We start from the raw sequence: 16,695 nt of genomic DNA, 5'->3' as shown, positions 1-16,695 counted from the left end.
AATAGCGAGCCCGACAACTTCAGTAATCTACGCCTTGAACAGTTCATAGTCAGATACCCGGCGGGCAGTCCAATCGGTATTTGAGAAACGCCTTACTGATCAGATGCGCTTATTTCAAAAAGGTTACGCGACAAACGTACAAATATTTTGAATTCCTATGGTCATCAACGGCCTCTGTTCGCAAAACAAGGGGCGTAAGTTTCAGCACCCAGGCTGAGCCAGGGTTGGTCTTGCATGCTTTTCCCGTTTCATTCAAACCCAAGTAAGCGTTCTGCCTGCGATCCCAACCCAGTTCAGCCGTGTTATGCCATAGACCCTCCTTGTGCTCTCAGATAACCAAAAGGGGGACAACTCGTCGTCTATTTGGCCAACCGATCTTTGGCGCCCTTGTCGTGGAACAGCACGACGTGAGCGTGCGGACTTTCCACGCCGGGATGCCCTGCGTTGTAGTAGATGTCAACAGCCGTCACTTCATGAGATCCGATCGTCAGGTCGTCGTAAGCGACTCCGTTCTTCAATTCCTCAAGGGGCGTCATGTAGACAGTAGCCAACAACTTTCCATCGTGGTCATAGCCCAAGAACGGACCGGCAGGCAGGGTGTCCGGATCAACGAAAAGTGTCCCCAGGCCCGGCAGAAATGCAGGCAGCGGCAACACCTCGCTCACCTGCACATACGGTCCCTCCGGCGGCATTTGGGCAACCTTGTCTTCGTCATGGGCCAGCACGCCGGCCGCCAGACTCATACCCAACAAGCCGATCAGTAACTTTTTCATAGCCATTCCTCGTTCGTGATTAATTAATGTGACAATGAACCAGATGCAGCTCTGACGAAAAGGTTTCAGGCTTTTTTGTCGGTAGTGCCATCACGGCAATGCATTAAAGTGCCACCCCACCGCCCGTAAACTTTCGGTAACCTTTTCCAATTTCCCGCATCTGTCGCTTTAGCCAACCCTGAATAATCGGGGTTTGGGTGTAGTTACGTGCGCCGTTACCGGCCTAATGAAGGAAACGGGATATGAACAGCAATAAGAAACACCTACAGACAGTAGACACCCTGGTGTGGGCAATTGGCATCGCAACATTGGTTGGGTGCAGCGACGGAAGTTCGCCTCCTTTCGCTGTGCAGAGCGTCAGCCCGGCAGCCGAGGGTGAACTGATTCCAGTTGATACTCAGGTTGCGATCACCTTTAACCGCTCACTTGATAGCACGACTTTTTTGGCCGCCGAGGTTCACCTTGAATGTGACGAATCCGAGGTCACATTTGCCGATGTCACCTTCCAGAACAACGTCAGAACCGTTATTTTGACTCCAGACACGCTTTTGCCCGAAAACAAGGACTGCGAAGTTCAAATTGCTGCAGAAGTGCGGGATCTCTCCAACAATACGCTTGGAGAAATTTTTAAGTGGAGTTTTGGCACAACAGCACGCCCGGAAACTCTTGCGCTCGGAAAAGAGATATTCCGCTATGACACATTTGGAGATGAACGTTTCTGGACGGACGTGCTGGAAATGCACGATGTTATTCAGTCAGCCGTTGATCCGGTCACAGCTCTTTCTGTGGGACTAAAAGTAGATGCTGAAGCGCTTCCTGAGGCTGTAGTTGATGGAATCGCCCAAGGAACCATTGATCTGGAGTCACCTGCGACCACCGTTGCATTGCTCAAGCTGGATGCGGTAGTCGGTGTCAAAGGCACCGTGGAGGAGGTAAACGGCGTGGATACGCTCACCAGTGTCGGTGTGACCTGCGCGTTGTGCCATTCGACCGTGAACAATTCCTTTGCTCCGGGCATTGGCAAACGACTTGACGGATGGGCCAACCGGGACCTGAACCCGGGTGCCATTATTGCCTTGTCGCCTGCACTTACTCCCGCACAAAAAGACATCTACAACTCCTGGGGGCCGTAAGCGTTCATTCCACGACGTAGTTGACCTACTTCACGTCACGGAGGGGCCTCAATAACTCCGGCGAGACCTTGTACTGCTTCCTGCCATCCTCACCCAGCACGATCACACTCTTGCGGTTGATCTTGGTGACGATCCCCAACACCGGTCCTTCCCGGCCCTCGAAGGTCACTTTCAGGCCAACCCGCAATTGACTCAAGGCTTGCAGGGTTTCTTGCTCTTGTAGCTCATCAATTCGCTGGCAGATATACTGGTTCAGTTCCAGCAACTGGTCGATGCTCATGTCCTCAATGCGCACGGACGGTGGCCTCCGGCTGTTTGCTCTGTCGGTCAGGATGGCGTGGGTCGATCAGCGCCCGTAACGGGTTCTCGGCGAACCGAGTTTTCCAGAGTCGGGGCGTCAGGTCGCTGACTTCACGGGCCGGGTGCTGGCTGATGCGCTGCAATACGTCCACCAGGTACATGTACGGGGTAATATCGTGCAGCTTGCAGGTGCTGATCAGGCTCTGGATGATGCCCAGGTGTTCAGCGCCCAGTTCGGTCCAGCAAAACATCCAGTTTTTCTTGCCCATTGGAATGGGCCGCAGGGCCCGTTCCAGGTGGTTGGTATCGGGTTGTACGTCCGGATCTTCCAGGAACACCGTCAGGCTCGTTTCCCGACCGAGCACGTAATTCAGGGCTTTGGTTAGCGGTTCACTGGGCAACAGGCCGCCTTGCGCCAACTGATCCCGGCACCATTGGAAGAAGCCGCTGACGACCGGCTTCGCATGGTCCAGCCGGTATTGACGCTTCTTCTCGCCGGTGAGTTCCTTTTCCTTCATGGTATCTTCAATCTGGTACAGCTTCGCGATCTGTTGCAGGGCTTCGGTGGCCTTCTCAGGATGGTCCTTCTGGGCCTCAACGAAGCAACGGCGACTATGCACCCAGCATTGAGCATGGGTAATACCTTTCTGGGCCGCGGCATAGCGGGCATAAGCGGCATAACCATCGCTGATCAGAGTGCCACTGAATTGGTCGTTCAGAACCTGCTCGATGTGCAGTCGGCCCCGACTGTTCGAGTAGGTAAACACCACTTCGTCGTCATCACCGTATAGGGGCCAGAACCAGCCTGTTTTCATCTTGCCTTTCTGCGGACCTGCCCGGCCCTGGTGACCCGCTTTGATGGGCGTTTCATCCATCGCCAGCACCCGGCTGCGCAATACGTTATCGGTCTGGGCATCTACGATGGGTCGGAGCAGGTCGATGGCACGCTTCACCAGGTTGGTCAGGGTGCTGCGGCTGAGGGTAATACCTGCTTGTTGAATGCGCTGGTGCTGGCGATACAGCGGCAGGTGGAACTGGAATTTGTCCACCAGCAACCCGGCCAGCAGGCTGACATCGGCCAGGCTGTTGTCCAGCACGTTGAACGGGGCCGGTGTGGTGATGGGCTTATCACTGCCTTTACGCCGGAACACCGGGCGCTCACACTTGAGCACCACATAGCTGGAGGCGCGCTGCGCCAGGCGATAAGTCGTTTTAGTACCAATGATGTCGTACTGGTCGGCGTCCGGCCCGGTCAGTTCCGGTGGCAATTGCTCAATGACTTCCACCGACACATCCGCCGTAAAGCGCAGGCCGGTGTCGTTCAGACAATCGTCGTCCCGCTGCTTCTTGCCGGTGCCGCGCTGATAGGCCTTAATGGTGCGCCTCTCTTCCTCGGCAGGCTTCTCCGGCAGCGGTGCTTCACCGGAGGTGAACAGGCTATCCTGTTCTGGAATATCATAAACCTGCTTTTCAGATTTGGGGCCGAACAGCTGTTTCTTAAACCAGTCCAACTGGTGTTTCAACTGCCGAATGGCTTCCGCCTGAGCATCCAACTGCTCGCGCTGCAACGCATTCTCCTCGGCCAGGGCCGAGTAGGAAGGTGCGTTGGACTGGGAGATGGAAGCCGTTGAATTCATGGCCGATATTATACCGGAAGTCCGCGTTTTATACCCCTCGAAAACGCTTGAATTGACGGTATTTTTGCACCTCAATGCCATCAATCAGCAACTGCAAATCCGTCAAGGTTAAAGCCCGCTGACCAGAGGCGGATGATGGCACCCGGAACTGTCCCTGCTCCAGGCGCTTGGCCCACAGGCAATACCCGGTGGCGGTAAAGTACAACATCTTCATCTGGGTCTTGCGACGATTGACGAAGACAAAATACTGGCCGCTGAGCGGATCGTGCTTCAACTGATTCCGGACCAGAGCACTGAGGCCCCGGAACGATTTGCGCATGTCGGTAGGCTCGGTGCACAACCAGATCCTGGCCTGGCTATCGAGCCCGATCATCCGTTCTGGCTCAGCCGCAGTTCGACGCCGTTGCCCAAGCTCAGCACAATGTTCCAGCCTGGGCCGGACTGCGCTGCACCCATCAGAGAGGACAGGTCCAGAAAACCGGCTTCGCCGGAATCCGCTGAGTCACCGGTCGCCTGATCGGACAGGCGCTTGCGCCAGTTGCAGAAACTGGCGTAGCCGATATTCTCCTGCTTACAAAACTGCGGAGCGGACAGGCCACTGTCATGCTGCTGGTCAACCAGGGCTTGCCATTGTTCCGGGGTGCGGTGCTTTCTCATGGGAGTAACCTATTGTTGGAAAATGTGAGGTTACTGTAGGGACAAATTCACCGGGGTGGCAGAACGTCGTGGAATGAACGCTTACTGGGGGCCAGGGATGTACGACGCCAGGTTCAATCAGGACGGCATCAGCAGTCCCCATGTCATCACGCCTGCGTTTGGTCTGAACGGTATTGAAAAGACAACATCCACCGGAGACGGCGACGATATCGCCTATTGGAACCGATACGTCGCTGTCACCCAGATGGGTGGGGAAGGTTCCTTCTACGAACCCAGAACCGGGGTTGATGTAACCAACGGCACCGAAGATCTTGTGACGGATAAGCTCCCGGCGCTACAGGCTTATCAACTGTCGCTGCTCTCGCCAGAACCTCCCGAAGGTTCATTTGATCCTGCAGCAGCGGCCCGTGGAGAAGAGCTGTTCAACGGCCAGGCACAGTGCTCTTCCTGCCATAGCGGGCCCAAGTTCACGGACGCGAATAGTCGTTTGCATGATCCATCGGATGTTGTGAGTGAACCGGAGCCTGACGGAGCTCCGGGGTACGCATCTCGAAGTGCAACCAAGATGTACCGCACTTCTCCGCTGGAAGGCATCTGGCAACACCCGCCCTATTTCCATAACGGAATGGCTGCAACGCTTGCGGATGTCGTCACTCTCTACAATGACCGCAAAGCCCTTGGTCTCGATGAGGAACAACAGAGTGATCTCGTCGAATATTTGAAGTCTTTGTAATGACCTGAAAGCTGTTAGGCGGTTGGTTCTCAATAACCGCAATGAATGGAGGCCTGAGACGGTGTCTTGATCACTGCTCAGGTCTCACATCTCAATCTGATGAACCCCCAAAACGTGACGCTAACGATGAAAATACCCGATGATTAGATCACTGGCGGGCTCATTACGCAGTTGACGACGGTTTTCACTGAAAAAAGATCAACAAAAAACAACCTATTTTACTTCCAATCTATTATCCAAAACGTTACACCAATGGATGGTGAAACATGAGTGCCGTCCTTTCGTCTTCAATTATTCCGCTGCGCACCAGGAAGTCACCAAAGTGCTCGCTGGCCTGGCTTTGCTCCCGGTAGGCACGAAACAGTGGCCGCAATTCGGCCAGAACCGTGTCAACATCAATGTTTTCACGGTATAGCCGGTTCATCCGCTGGCCGGCAAAGTCCGCCCCCAGATACAGGTTGTATTTGCCAGTAGCCTTGCCGGTGAGCGCTATCTCGCCCAGGTAGGGTCGTGCGCAGCCGTTGGGGCAACCGGTTATCCGGATGTTGATGGCATTCGGCTCAAGTTCCTCTTCTGCAATCAACTGCTCGATCTGGTCAATAAACTCTGGCAGAAAACGCTCGGACTCAGCCATGGCCAGACCACAGGTCGGAAAAGCCACACAGGCCATGGAGTGCTGGCGCAGAGGGGTGCTGCGGTTGCCGTCATCCAGACCGTATTCCTCTACCAGCGCATCAATCGCCGGCCGCTGGTCAGCGGGCACACCGGCAATCACCAGGTTCTGATTACAGGTAATCCGGAAGTTGCCCTGGTGGATTTCAGCAATCCGGCGCAGCGCGGTACGTATCTGACCGCCCTCCTCCGTATCGGCCACCCGGCCGGTGGGGATCAGCAGGGTCAGGTGCAGCAGGCCATCCTCGCCCTCGACCCAACCGAAATGGTCGCCGTTGCTGGTCAGGCTAAAACTGCGGGCTTTCCCGAAGGCCTCGCCATGGTATTCCTGAAACTTGTCCCGGAACCAGTCCATGCCGTGGTCATCGATGGTGTACTTGAAGCGTGCATGGGCGCGGTTGGTGCGATCCCCAAAATCCCGCTGGATGGCACAGATGGCTTGGCAGGCATCCACTATCTGGTCTTTCGGCACATACCCGGCCATGGTCGCCAGCCTTGGATAGGTGGCGGGGTCACCATAGGTCAGCCCCATGCCGCCGCCTACCACCACGTTGAAGCCCTGAATCCGGTTATCCTCAACGATGGCAATCAGACCGATATCGTTGGCGAATACGTCACAATCGTTTTCCGGCGGAATGGCCAGGGCAATCTTGAATTTGCGGGGCAGGTATTTGTAGCCGTAGAACGGCTCCTCCTCTTCCCCCAGGGCCGCGACCCGTTTCTCGCCCAGCCAGACTTCACCATAGGCGCCGGAGCGCCAGCGCAGATGATCACTGATCGCCAGCGACAGTTCGTGGATCTCCCGGTGCAGGTGGGACAGTTGCGGGTTGACGTTGCTGATCACGTTGCGATTGACATCGCCGCAGGCCCCCCGGGTATCCAGACCCAGGGCATTGACCATTCTCATGAAGGTCTGCATTTTTTCCTTGAACACGCCGTGGAACTGGAACGTCTGACGGGTGGTCAGGCGCAGGGTGGAGTTGGCGCACTCATCGGAAATCCGGTCCAGCCCCAGCCATTGCTGGCTGGACAGTACACCTCCGGGCAGGCGCAGGCGCACCATGAACTGGTACAAAGGCTCCAGCTTCTGACGCCGGCGCTTGTCCCGCAGATCCCGGTCGTCCTGCTGGTAGCTGCCGTGGAACTTGGTCAGTTTGGTGTCATCCTCCGGCAGGGCCCCGGTCGCCCGGTCCTGCAGCCCCTCCAGGATGGTGCCCCGGAGGTAATCGCTTTCCCGTTTGATAATCTCGGCTTCTGGCAGTTTCTCACTCATCAGTACACATCCCGCTGGTAACGTTTATCCCGGTTGAGTTGGTGCAGGTAGTCTTCCGCCTGATCCGCAGTTTTGCCGCCCTGCTCACGGACTATGTTCAGCAGCGCCTGATGGACATCCGGTGCCATTTGTTCGGCATCGCCGCAGACATACAGGCTGGCACCGCGTTCAAGCCAGGCCCAGACTTCCGCCCCCTGCTCCCGCAAGCAGTGCTGAACATAACGTTTCTCTTCCTGGTCCCGTGAGAAAGCCACATCCAGCCGGGTCAGCAAACCATCCCGGCGCCACTTCAACCACTCGCTCTGGTACAGGAAATCGCTGCGGAAGCGGCGGTCACCGAAAATCAGCCAGTTATCACCGGCTGCCTCCCGCTCTTCCCGCTGCTGCATGAAGGCCCGAAACGGTGCCACACCGGTGCCGGGACCGATCATGATGACCGGCGCCTCGTCGTTATCCGGCAAGGAGAAGTTCTTGTTCGGGTCAATGTAAACCGGCACTGTAGCACCCCCCTCCAGCCGGTCCGCCAGCCAGGTGGAGGCCACGCCTTCGCGATCCCGATCGTGGCTCTGGTAACGCAGGCTGCCACGGTAATGTGTACCTCGTCTTCCTCGGCTGCCTGGCTGGAGCTGATGGAGTACAACCGCGGTGGCAGCTTGCGCAGCAGGTTCACCAGTTGCTGTGGCTCCAGTGACGGCACCGGCCAGCGTTGAACCAGATCCAGCAGATCCCGGCCTTCCATCCAGTCCCGGAGTTCGCCGGTATTGTCGGCCAGGGCGCTCAGTTCTTCCTGCCCCGCCAGTTCTGCCCACTGTTTTACCGGTGGCGGGGTCAGCAGGGTAATCTCGCGATGCCGGGTCAGGGCTTCGCCCAGAGAGCCGGTCTCGCCATTGATATCCACAGTCGTTTCACTGTCGAACTCCAGGGCCGATAACAGTTGTGAGACCAGCTCCGGGTTGTTTTCCGGGCACACCGCCAGGGCATCGCCGGGTTCGTACTGCAGCCCCGAGTCTTCCAGGGACAGCTCGATATGTCGTACTTCTTTATCCGAGCCCTGGCCGTTCAACAGCTGGTTGGTCAAGATCGTCGCCTGGAATGGATTTTTGCGGCCATAAGGCGATGCTAGTGGCGCAACCGATGCTGTCGCATCGCCGGCCACCGGTTGGGAAGCGCCGGCCTCGGATGCCACAGCCTCAAGCACCCGCTCGATCCACTGCTTTGCCAGATCCTCGTAGTCCACATCACAGTCAACCCGCTCGGCCAGGCTGGAGGCACCCAGCTCCACCAGCCGCTGGTCAAAATCCTTGCCGGTCTGGCAGAAATGCTCGTAACTGGAATCACCGAGCCCAAGCACGCTGTATCGCAACTGACCCAGTTTTGGCGCTTTTTTGCCCATCAAGAATTCGTGAAAATCCAGTGCGTTGTCGGGCGGATCGCCCTCGCCCTGGGTTGACGTGACCAGCGCCAGGAACTGTGCCTGTTTGAGCTGCTTGGGTTTGTAGTCCGCCAGGTCGACCACTCTGGCGGCAACGCCTTTCTCCGCCGCCCGGGCCGCCAGCTGTTCCGCCACATCTTCGGCGTTGCCGGTCTGGGAACCAAAGAGAATGGTCAGTTCGCTCTCGCCCGGAGCGGATGCCGTTTTAACAGAGGGAGACAGTGCGGTCGTACCCGAGGCTGCACAGACACCAGCGAGATAGCCGGCAAGCCAGCTCGTCTGATCCGGACTGAGTTCCGCCAGTAACTGGCCTAGCCGTTGCTGCTGCTCCGCTGAGAGCGGAGATGCTGAAAGCGCGTTTGTCATAATAAGCCACCGCAACACAGTGTGAGTGGCCTCTCCGGAAGGCAATCCGGAGGGGGCCGAAAATGTCACGGGCACTCTAGGAAGCAAACACAACCCTTATAAATCAGATTGTTTTGATATTATTTATCTGTTTTTTCGATTTACTACTTATCGACATGATTTAAAAGCGGTTTATGGATATTCGAAAACGATCGACAGCAAATGACCTCCATCATTCCATGTTTTTTGGTTTTAGATCTAACATTAAATCCAAACGTTTCATTCTATGAATGACACATTGGAAGGAGCAGATTCATGGCCAAACCAGAGACCACCCAACACCACACCGTCGTTGTTATCGGCGCCGGAGCCGCCGGCACCAGCGTCGCCGCCTCTCTGCTAAGGCAACGCCCAGGGCTGGACGTTGCAATCGTTGAGCCAAACGACGTTCACTACTACCAGCCCGCCTTCACGCTAGTGGGCGGTGGAGCCTATTCTCTCGCCAAAACCGCCAGGCCACAGGCGGAAACCCTGCCGGCTAGCGCTCGCTGGGTGAGAGCCGCCGTCGATGAACTTGAGCCAGATAGCAATTCGGTAACGCTCTCAGATGGCCGCAGACTGGCTTACGATATTCTGGTGGTGACACCCGGACTGAAGCTGAACTGGGATGGTGTGGAAGGGCTCCGGGATACCCTCGGACGCAACGGTGTCTGCAGCAATTATGACCCGTCACTGGCGGAATACACATGGCAGTGTCTGAAGGCATTCAAGGGCGGAAAGGCATTGTTCACCCAGCCACAGGCACCCATCAAGTGCGCCGGAGCACCCCAGAAAATTGCCTATCTCGCAGCGGACTATGTGCGCAGAAAAGGCCTTGCTGGAAGTAGCGAACTGAAGTTCTTTGCCGCTGGCGGGGCCCTGTTCAGCGTACCCGACTTCGTACCGCCGCTGACTCAGGTGGCCAAACGGCATAACGTCAGTTTATTGATGAACCACAATCTGGTTGCGGTGGACGGAGACAAGAAAGTTGCTACCTTCCGCTTTACTAGCAGCGCCGGCGAGACCAGCGAAGTAAAAGAAGCCTTCGACTTGTTGCACGTTACGCCGCCACAGTGCGCTCCGGATTTTATCCGGAACAGTGCTCTGGCCAACGCAGACGGCTGGGTGGATGTAGATCAGCATTCCATGCAGCATATATCCTACGGTAACGTGTTCAGCCTCGGCGATGCCAGCTCGCTACCAACTTCTAAAACGGCGGCGGCCATTCGCAAGCAATCACCGGTAGCCGCCGCCAACATTCTGGCCAAACTCTCTGGCGGTAACATCAGCGCCAGCTACGATGGTTACACCTCCTGTCCGGTGGTAACGGGCTATGGCAAGGTCATGCTGGCGGAATTCATCTATGGTGGAAAGGTTGCCCCTACCCTGCCTCTGAGCCCATTTAAAGAGTCCCGGTTCTACTGGCAGGTGAAAAAGCATTTTCTGCCGCCGTTCTACTTTGATTACATGCTCAAGGGCAAAGAACTGGATATCGCCCACAAGCCACTGAACTAGAGGGCCTCAAGGGTATTAGGCTGCCAGTCAGAGAGTAGCTGTTGGTATAACCATCAAAAATGGGTGCCCATCGCATCCGCCCGATCATGAACATGCACTGAGTAAAAAGCAGCCATAAGTCATCCGGGAAGAGGTGTGATTAGACATGACTACTGATCATTCAGAAGGCCAATCCACGCGCATTATTCATAATCGACGCCATCAGGATGCCTTTGGCAGTCCCTACTCACCAATCTATAACACCACCACCTACCGCTTCCGTGACACCGAAGCGCAACTGGACGGCATTGAGGCACGAAAGCCGGGCTACCTCTACACCCGGTGGGGAACCAATCCGACCATTCAGGAACTGGAACAGGGCCTTGCAACGCTGGAGCATGCCGAGGCAGGGCTCGCCTTTGCTTCGGGGATGGCGGCGATTTCCGCAACAATTCTCGCCCACGGCCAACAGGGCGTTGTCTGTATTGGTGATATCTATGGTGGAACGCAGGAGCTACTTACCAATCATTGCCTGCCATTGGGTATCCCGGTCACCTTTCTTCTTCGAGCCAACGCGGAAGATCTCGAGGTTTCGTTGAGCAGACCCGGCATGCTTGTGTTCTGCGAAACCCCAGCTAACCCTACCCTCGCCATCATTAATCTTCGTACCATGGCCAGGGTCACCCACGAAAAAAGAGCGTTACTGGCCGTTGATAACACTTTTGCCTCTCCCATAAATCAGCGTCCACTGGCGTTGGGTGCAGACCTGGTGGTTCACAGCGCCACCAAGTATCTGGGCGGTCATAGTGATCTTACTGCTGGTGCCCTGATGTCGTCGGCACCATTGAGCAAGACCGTTGCCGCCTGGCGTAAGAACCTTGGCCAGTTACTTTCACCCGAGACTGCTGCCCTGCTCTCCCGGAGCCTTCGCACCCTGCCCGTGCGAATCAGGCAACACAATGAAAATGCCATGGCTGTCGCGCGGGCCCTGGACGGTTATCCCGGCGTAACACGGGTTCTTTATCCTGGCCTGCCATCTTTCCTGGGGTACCAACTGGCCAGCGAACAGATGAGCGGCTTCGGCGGAATGATGACCATCGAAATCGCTGGCGGAGGCCCAACAGCCACAGCCGTTGCCGACAATCTGCGAATCTTCCTGTTGGCAACCAGTCTTGGCGGTGTAGAAAGCCTGGTCAGCCAACCTTCAGTCACAAGTCATCATGACATTGGGAAAGAAGAGAGAGAAAAACGAGGGATCAGTGACGGTATGCTCAGATTATCCATTGGCCTGGAAGACCCTTCGGATTTGATTGCAGATTTACAGCAAGCGATTGACACAGCGAGGGCCAACAGCGATTTGGCGCGTTGATTCAAGCCATTACACCAGTCATCAGTTGACCTATCTTCAAGAAGACAAACCGGTGCGATTCAAATGCGAAGCCGGCGTGAGAACTCAGCCTCGCCTTAGTCTGATAAGACGATGCGTGGCCGTGCCCTGAAAGCCACTCTTCTTTAATTCAGTAACACCGACTCAGTTATAAGGGTGAGCAGATGAATCAACCAAGCGGAGGAGTGGCCGTCGTAACCGGCGCCAGTCGTGGCGTTGGCAGGGGCATTGCGATCGTTTTAGGGGCCGCTGGAATGACCGTCTACGTTACTGGCCGCTCTGCTACGAAAAGCAATGCAAAGCTTCGCGGTCAGACCTTATCAGGCACTCTTAAGGAAACCGCAGAAGCGATTACCCACGCTGGAGGCAAGGGAATTGCCGTAGGCTGCGATCACGCCATTGATGAACAGGTTCGCCAGCTTTTCGCTCGAATCGAGCGAGAACAAGGACACCTGGACGTTTTGGTGAACAATGCGGCCTTTCTCCACGAAAACCTTATTGATCCCGGACCGTTTTGGAGTAAGCCGATCGATATGGTGGAGATGCTCAATGTCGGCCTGCGATCCTCCTATATTGCCAGCTATTACGCTGCACCGCTGTTACTTAAATCGCCTCGTGGCTTGATTGCTTTCACCTCATCATTCGGGGCGGACTGCTATATGCGTGGCCCGGCCTACGGTGGTCAGAAGGCCGGCATCGACAAGATCGCCTTTGATATGGCTGCAGATTTCGAGGGTACAAATGTAGCCACTGCTTCACTATGGCTGGGCCCCCAGCGTACGGAACGCTCAGCCATTGCGGCCGTTGAGCGCGCGGACAAATATGAATCCGTTATGGCTAACGCAGAAACCCCGGAATTCAACGGTCGGGTCATCCTTGCACTATTGAATGACGCTGAGTTGAAACAAATCTCCGGGCAAACTTTAATCACCGCAGAGCTGGCCGCAAAGTACGGCATTACTGATCAAGACGGCCATAAACCTGCCTCCTATCGCAGCGTCTTGGGAGAGCCACGCAAATTCCACCCTGCAAGAGTTGAGTAAGTTCGATATGACCCGGAATTTCCTCGTCGATTATAAAAGGAGCGCTCAACATGGAACTTGAACAGCGCGTTGCCCGCCTGGAGGCACTTGAAGATATCCGCGAACTGAAGCATCGGTACCTGAATGCTTGCGATACAAAAGACGTTGAGGTCATTCGCCAGTGTTTTGCTCCCGGCGATGTATTCATTGATTTTGGCCCCCTCGGTAGTTTTAAAGATCGAGACAGCTTTGTGGCTTTGTTTCAGAAGCTGGCCTGCAATGAGCGAGTCATAGATCTTCATCATGGGAGCAACCCTGAAATAAGGTTAGAAGGGGAAGATGAAGCGGTTGCCCGCTGGGCCCTGTACTACTTCAATCAGGATAGAGAGACCGGCGCCACTATGCAGTTAGGAGGTCAATACAGAGATCGTTATCGCCGCATTGAGGGTAAATGGCTAATAGTGGAAACGGAATTCGACCGCTTTTCATTGGTGGAGCGCAGCGGCTGAACCGCATGCCTCTTCCCTACTGGCTCATAAACCGGTCAAATCAACCTTCTCTATCCGCCCGCTGCGGTAACGCAGACATTCGGAGGGCTCTGCATGGGCGGAGGTGCAAACCAGGAGATAACGGCCATCACAAGTCAAAGCACAAGCGTAGGCGTCTTGGCTCACAGTGATTTCATGCGTTATTTCGCCGTTCTTTGCCACTCGGACCAACCCGGCCCTGCCAGGCCCCGGGGTAGCAACCCAAATGCCACCATCACGATCCAGACACAGGCCATCGGGTGAGTGCTCACCCAAATCCGCCCATACTCTGCGCCGGGAGAGCGCGCCATGAGGGTCAATATCAAAAGCTGTAAGTCGATTCGCAAATGATTCAGCCACAATCAGGGTCTGGCCGTTATTGACGACTACCGTACCATTAGGGAAATGCATATCTTCTGCAGCGACTTCTACATCGGCATTCGGGGTCACCTTAATAAGCCGGGCGGGCCGAAAGGTTTCACCACCGAAAATATCAAAGCCGAAGTTGCCGACAAATGCCGTCCCGTCATTGGCCACATACATGTCGTTACAACATCCGCCAGCTAGCGCAGAAAGATCGACAACCTCCTCAAGGTCTTTACCATCCCAACGCAACAGCTTCCGGTCGATCATGGAGACCACCAGCAAGTGACCCTCAGGTGTCCAGCCTAGGCCAGAGGGTTGGCTTGGTACGTCAATCTGCTTTTCCAGCTGACCGGCCAGTGACAGCGTGTAAACCTTACCGCTGTAGAAATCTGAGAACCAAAGAAGGTTATTACGCCAGCGCGGCCCCTCCGGAAAAGCAAGTCCCTCTGCGATAATCTCTGAATCAACTTTCATGATCCGTCCTCTGCAGTATTCAAAAGTTGCCCGGCCTGAGCATTGCATCCATGCCGCCATCGGCAAAAAAGAACGGTCCCGTGTATGAAGCTCGCCTGATCTGAGGTCAGGTAACAGATAACATCTGCGAGCTCTTCCGGACGACTTCCACGCCCCAGGGGAGCCACAAACTTCTTCGTAGCTTCGCCATACTTTGGATGTTCCTTTGAAGCCTGAAGAAGGGGCGTTTCAACAGCACCCGGTGCCACTACATTCAAACGGACCCCGGCCTTGCCCCATTCAATGGCCTTCCGACGAACCAGAACGCTGACAGCGTATTTGGAGCCGCCATAGGCTTCCATGGAATTCTCACGCTCCTGTGTCAGCGCAAGGGCACCGTCTTCATCGTTTTCCAGCATTTTTGCCACCAGGGGTGACTGATCAGCACCGGGTTGAACCGACGCAACGGAGCCCACAACCACGGCTGAAGGTGAGTCACCGGTCTGGAGCGCCGGGAAGAACCCTTCCAGCAATTCACTGACGCCAAAATAATTGACGGACACGATCAGTCCAGCATTGGGTGCCGTTACCCCCAACCCGGCGCAGAGAATCAATTGATCAACCTTACCTCCGGCTTTCTCCAGAGCCTGCTCAACCGCAGCTTTACGACCCTCAGGCGTGGAGAGATCAGCGGACACATCGGCATTCGCCCGATCAATTCCGACCACAGTGTGGCCTTGACTCTTTAGCTTCTCAGAAACAGCAGCACCGATGCCCGATGCGGCACCCGTTACGACGGAAATTGGCATAATCTCACACCTCATTTTATGTTTTCAGACAGACATACTGGAAAGAGCATCTACCTGAACTCTCTTTTCGACATCGTCAATTCAGACCATCTCGCGGCTTAACGTCCCTGCGCCCGCAACCGATCTGGCGTAAATTCGTAAGCCTTCAGATTACCCCTGTTGATTACAGGTCCCTGGCGACGTTCGTTCGTCAGGTTGTAGGCAAGATATTCTCCGCTCGTAAGGTCGTGGTAGAAGGAGCTGCCAATCTGCCAAGCTGAACTGTCGGGGTGATAATAGTAGTTAGCGAAAGCATGCTTCCACAGTTGGCCTCGTCTGTCGTAATTATCAGCGACAACCGCATGCCATGTATCTTCGTCGAGAAACAGTCGGCGTTTGCCATAGAGGTGATTGAATTCTGGTTTCAGAGTGCCCTCAAGGACCCACACCCGTCGCAACTCATATCGCATGAAATCAGGGTTCGCGTGACGAGGCGTCAAAAGGGCCTCATAAGAAACCTGGTCGGTATTCGGCTTGTAGGCATTCGCAGGAATATACATTTCGCGCTTGCCGACGATCGTCCACTCGTACCGCTCTGGCGACCCGTTGAACAACCTGTCCTCATCAATGGTCATATTGCCATTGCTTCCTCCAAGGGGCTGATCAAAACCGTATCCCGGCGCAAGTCTGACTCGACGAGTACCGGCATTGTAGGACCAGACCACACGCTTATCTCTCGAGTAATTATAAGGCTCGTGATTAATCGAAACGTTCCCTTTCTCACGAATAGGTAGGAGCACCTCGGTACGACACATGGCCGAGACGCCATCACTTGTGAGAGGACGACCTTCAGGTTTGTTGGACAAGGCCAAGCACTGCCCTTCTGCCCGACCAAAGCCAACATCCCCGCTCGCATTTACAGACGCAATGTCGCGAACGCTTTCGTCAGTGTATGCGCGAAATGGCACCATATGATTCCACAGCAACTCCAACGCGGTCTCTGGAAACGGAAACGGTGTGTGGCCCATCCCCATATAACCCAAGCCACGGTAGGTAACTCGAGCTCTTTCCGCATTGTATTTTGCCCTTTCACACACGAAATCCGGATAGCGGAAGTCCCTGTGCCCCTGATAGATGTTCATCCGAAAAGTGCTCGGATACTGCTCAAACATGGCACGCTGACCTTCTGAAAGCTTGTCCGCAAAAAGGTCGTAGTTTTGCCCGGTTATGACAAACAGAGGGGACTCCTCGGCATAAGGATCCTTAGGATGTTCGCCGGAGTTGGGCTCTGGATTCCAACCGGGCACTGCACCCAAGTAACGGCCTGTGAATTCGGGAATTGTACCCGCCGAGTTCCCCTGCGTTTCTGCACCTACACAGGTCAGATCTTTCCCAAGGCGCTCAATCTGTTCTGACCCTACAGCCGCGTTAGCAGTAAACGATAAAAATACTGGAATCATTGCAGCACCAATCAGCGCCCCCAAATAACTACGTTGCATTGTTCTTGTCTCCTTGTATCGAACGCAATTCTTGAACTCTGCAACTTTCCGGAAATCCATACACATCGGCATGGTCTGTTGGGACTAAATCAATTGCCTGCTTGCAAATCGTTACAAAACCCTCAAATGGACGATGTGCCTGAAAGTTTTTTTGGCAACTCTGAT

At 55.2% G+C, this 16,695-nt stretch carries 17 protein-coding genes; 6 read left to right on the top strand and 11 right to left on the bottom strand.

Translation table 11 applies throughout. The annotated features are described in order from the left end of the window. Positions 1 to 359: 359 nt before the first annotated feature. A complete protein-coding gene (locus R1T46_RS07960) occupies positions 360 to 773 on the bottom strand; it encodes a hypothetical protein (RefSeq protein WP_317307926.1) in 414 nt (137 codons plus the stop codon). 242 nt (positions 774 to 1,015) lie between these two features. Between R1T46_RS07960 and R1T46_RS07955 the strand changes: the two genes are divergently transcribed. Beyond that, positions 1,016 to 1,906, top strand: coding sequence for an Ig-like domain-containing protein (locus tag R1T46_RS07955; RefSeq protein WP_317307925.1), 891 nt, complete (start codon positions 1,016 to 1,018; stop codon positions 1,904 to 1,906). A 25-nt stretch (positions 1,907 to 1,931) separates the two neighbouring features. On the opposite strand, the gene R1T46_RS07950 is transcribed toward R1T46_RS07955, so the two are convergent. From R1T46_RS07950 to tnpA, 4 genes are read right to left on the bottom strand one after another with little or no spacing between them, the layout of a single operon-like run. Beyond that, complete coding sequence (locus R1T46_RS07950; RefSeq protein WP_092031717.1) at positions 1,932 to 2,201, bottom strand: hypothetical protein; 270 nt, start codon at positions 2,199 to 2,201, stop codon at positions 1,932 to 1,934. Continuing rightward, entirely contained in the window at positions 2,191 to 3,918 is a 1,728-nt protein-coding gene (gene tnpC, locus R1T46_RS07945; protein WP_407070138.1) for an IS66 family transposase, read from the bottom strand. Before tnpC ends, R1T46_RS07950 begins: the two co-directional genes overlap by 11 nt. After that, entirely contained in the window at positions 3,872 to 4,216 is a 345-nt protein-coding gene (gene tnpB, locus R1T46_RS07940; protein ID WP_317305809.1) for an IS66 family insertion sequence element accessory protein TnpB, read from the bottom strand. The genes tnpC and tnpB overlap by 47 nt, the downstream gene beginning before the upstream one ends. Next, the gene (gene tnpA, locus R1T46_RS07935) at positions 4,213 to 4,500 is read right to left on the bottom strand and encodes an IS66 family insertion sequence element accessory protein TnpA (protein ID WP_317305808.1); all 288 of its coding nucleotides are present in this window, start codon (positions 4,498 to 4,500) and stop codon (positions 4,213 to 4,215) included. Before tnpA ends, tnpB begins: the two co-directional genes overlap by 4 nt. A 73-nt stretch (positions 4,501 to 4,573) precedes the next feature. On the opposite strand from tnpA, the gene R1T46_RS07930 reads away from it, so the two are divergent. Then, positions 4,574 to 5,233, top strand: coding sequence for a c-type cytochrome (locus R1T46_RS07930; protein WP_317307924.1), 660 nt, complete (start codon positions 4,574 to 4,576; stop codon positions 5,231 to 5,233). A 244-nt stretch (positions 5,234 to 5,477) separates the two neighbouring features. Here the strand turns inward: R1T46_RS07930 and R1T46_RS07925 are convergent, their stop codons facing one another. From R1T46_RS07925 to R1T46_RS07915, 3 genes are read right to left on the bottom strand one after another with little or no spacing between them, the layout of a single operon-like run. Continuing rightward, positions 5,478 to 7,178 (bottom strand): NADPH-dependent assimilatory sulfite reductase hemoprotein subunit, encoded by a 1,701-nt coding sequence (locus R1T46_RS07925; RefSeq protein WP_317307923.1) that lies wholly within the window; start codon positions 7,176 to 7,178, stop codon positions 5,478 to 5,480. Then, positions 7,178 to 7,639, bottom strand: a complete 462-nt coding sequence (locus R1T46_RS07920; RefSeq protein ID WP_317307922.1) for a hypothetical protein — start codon at positions 7,637 to 7,639, stop codon at positions 7,178 to 7,180. Before R1T46_RS07920 ends, R1T46_RS07925 begins: the two co-directional genes overlap by 1 nt. Next, complete coding sequence (locus tag R1T46_RS07915) at positions 7,606 to 8,976, bottom strand: sulfite reductase flavoprotein subunit alpha (protein ID WP_317307921.1); 1,371 nt, start codon at positions 8,974 to 8,976, stop codon at positions 7,606 to 7,608. The genes R1T46_RS07920 and R1T46_RS07915 overlap by 34 nt, the downstream gene beginning before the upstream one ends. 294 nt (positions 8,977 to 9,270) lie before the next feature. Between R1T46_RS07915 and R1T46_RS07910 the strand changes: the two genes are divergently transcribed. From R1T46_RS07910 to R1T46_RS07895, 4 genes are all read left to right on the top strand, one after another. Continuing rightward, positions 9,271 to 10,509 carry an FAD/NAD(P)-binding oxidoreductase gene (locus R1T46_RS07910; RefSeq protein ID WP_317307920.1) on the top strand — a complete coding sequence of 413 codons (1,239 nt, stop codon included), beginning with the start codon at positions 9,271 to 9,273 and terminating at the stop codon, positions 10,507 to 10,509. A gap of 145 nt (positions 10,510 to 10,654) precedes the next feature. Then, positions 10,655 to 11,857: an aminotransferase class I/II-fold pyridoxal phosphate-dependent enzyme gene (locus tag R1T46_RS07905; protein ID WP_317307919.1), complete on the top strand. Its 1,203-nt coding sequence runs from the start codon at positions 10,655 to 10,657 to the stop codon at positions 11,855 to 11,857. A 182-nt stretch (positions 11,858 to 12,039) separates the two neighbouring features. Next, positions 12,040 to 12,918, top strand: coding sequence for an SDR family NAD(P)-dependent oxidoreductase (locus R1T46_RS07900; RefSeq protein ID WP_317307918.1), 879 nt, complete (start codon positions 12,040 to 12,042; stop codon positions 12,916 to 12,918). A gap of 50 nt (positions 12,919 to 12,968) precedes the next feature. Further along, positions 12,969 to 13,406 (top strand): nuclear transport factor 2 family protein, encoded by a 438-nt coding sequence (locus R1T46_RS07895; RefSeq protein ID WP_317307917.1) that lies wholly within the window; start codon positions 12,969 to 12,971, stop codon positions 13,404 to 13,406. 24 nt (positions 13,407 to 13,430) lie between these two features. On the opposite strand, the gene R1T46_RS07890 is transcribed toward R1T46_RS07895, so the two are convergent. The 3 genes from R1T46_RS07890 to R1T46_RS07880 form a co-directional block, all read right to left on the bottom strand. After that, a complete protein-coding gene (locus R1T46_RS07890) occupies positions 13,431 to 14,264 on the bottom strand; it encodes an SMP-30/gluconolactonase/LRE family protein (RefSeq protein WP_317307916.1) in 834 nt (277 codons plus the stop codon). Further along, positions 14,261 to 15,052 carry an SDR family oxidoreductase gene (locus R1T46_RS07885; RefSeq protein WP_317307915.1) on the bottom strand — a complete coding sequence of 264 codons (792 nt, stop codon included), beginning with the start codon at positions 15,050 to 15,052 and terminating at the stop codon, positions 14,261 to 14,263. Before R1T46_RS07885 ends, R1T46_RS07890 begins: the two co-directional genes overlap by 4 nt. Positions 15,053 to 15,150: 98 nt before the next feature. Then, positions 15,151 to 16,530 (bottom strand): DUF1329 domain-containing protein, encoded by a 1,380-nt coding sequence (locus R1T46_RS07880; protein WP_317307914.1) that lies wholly within the window; start codon positions 16,528 to 16,530, stop codon positions 15,151 to 15,153. Between the last annotated feature and the right edge of the window lie 165 nt (positions 16,531 to 16,695).

The sequence above is a fragment of the Marinobacter salarius genome (genome assembly GCF_032922745.1).
In the GTDB taxonomy this organism is placed as follows: Bacteria; Pseudomonadota; Gammaproteobacteria; order Pseudomonadales; family Oleiphilaceae; genus Marinobacter.
The sequence above is the reverse complement of the archived record's forward strand: the minus strand, read 5'-3'. Positions and strand labels throughout refer to the sequence as shown.

Excerpts from the sequence above, each read along its gene's own strand:
- R1T46_RS07960 (WP_317307926.1), bottom strand. The coding sequence starts at position 773 with ATGAAAAAGTTACTGATCGGCTTGTTGGGTATGAGTCTGGCGGCCGGC.
- R1T46_RS07955 (WP_317307925.1), top strand. The coding sequence starts at position 1,016 with ATGAACAGCAATAAGAAACACCTACAGACAGTAGACACCCTGGTGTGG.
- tnpB (WP_317305809.1), bottom strand. The coding sequence starts at position 4,216 with ATGATCGGGCTCGATAGCCAGGCCAGGATCTGGTTGTGCACCGAGCCT.
- tnpA (WP_317305808.1), bottom strand. The coding sequence starts at position 4,500 with ATGAGAAAGCACCGCACCCCGGAACAATGGCAAGCCCTGGTTGACCAG.
- R1T46_RS07930 (WP_317307924.1), top strand. The coding sequence starts at position 4,574 with ATGAACGCTTACTGGGGGCCAGGGATGTACGACGCCAGGTTCAATCAG.
- R1T46_RS07925 (WP_317307923.1), bottom strand. The coding sequence starts at position 7,178 with ATGAGTGAGAAACTGCCAGAAGCCGAGATTATCAAACGGGAAAGCGAT.
- R1T46_RS07915 (WP_317307921.1), bottom strand. The coding sequence starts at position 8,976 with ATGACAAACGCGCTTTCAGCATCTCCGCTCTCAGCGGAGCAGCAGCAA.
- R1T46_RS07910 (WP_317307920.1), top strand. The coding sequence starts at position 9,271 with ATGGCCAAACCAGAGACCACCCAACACCACACCGTCGTTGTTATCGGC.
- R1T46_RS07905 (WP_317307919.1), top strand. The coding sequence starts at position 10,655 with ATGACTACTGATCATTCAGAAGGCCAATCCACGCGCATTATTCATAAT.
- R1T46_RS07900 (WP_317307918.1), top strand. The coding sequence starts at position 12,040 with ATGAATCAACCAAGCGGAGGAGTGGCCGTCGTAACCGGCGCCAGTCGT.
- R1T46_RS07895 (WP_317307917.1), top strand. The coding sequence starts at position 12,969 with ATGGAACTTGAACAGCGCGTTGCCCGCCTGGAGGCACTTGAAGATATC.
- R1T46_RS07890 (WP_317307916.1), bottom strand. The coding sequence starts at position 14,264 with ATGAAAGTTGATTCAGAGATTATCGCAGAGGGACTTGCTTTTCCGGAG.
- R1T46_RS07885 (WP_317307915.1), bottom strand. The coding sequence starts at position 15,052 with ATGCCAATTTCCGTCGTAACGGGTGCCGCATCGGGCATCGGTGCTGCT.
- R1T46_RS07880 (WP_317307914.1), bottom strand. The coding sequence starts at position 16,530 with ATGCAACGTAGTTATTTGGGGGCGCTGATTGGTGCTGCAATGATTCCA.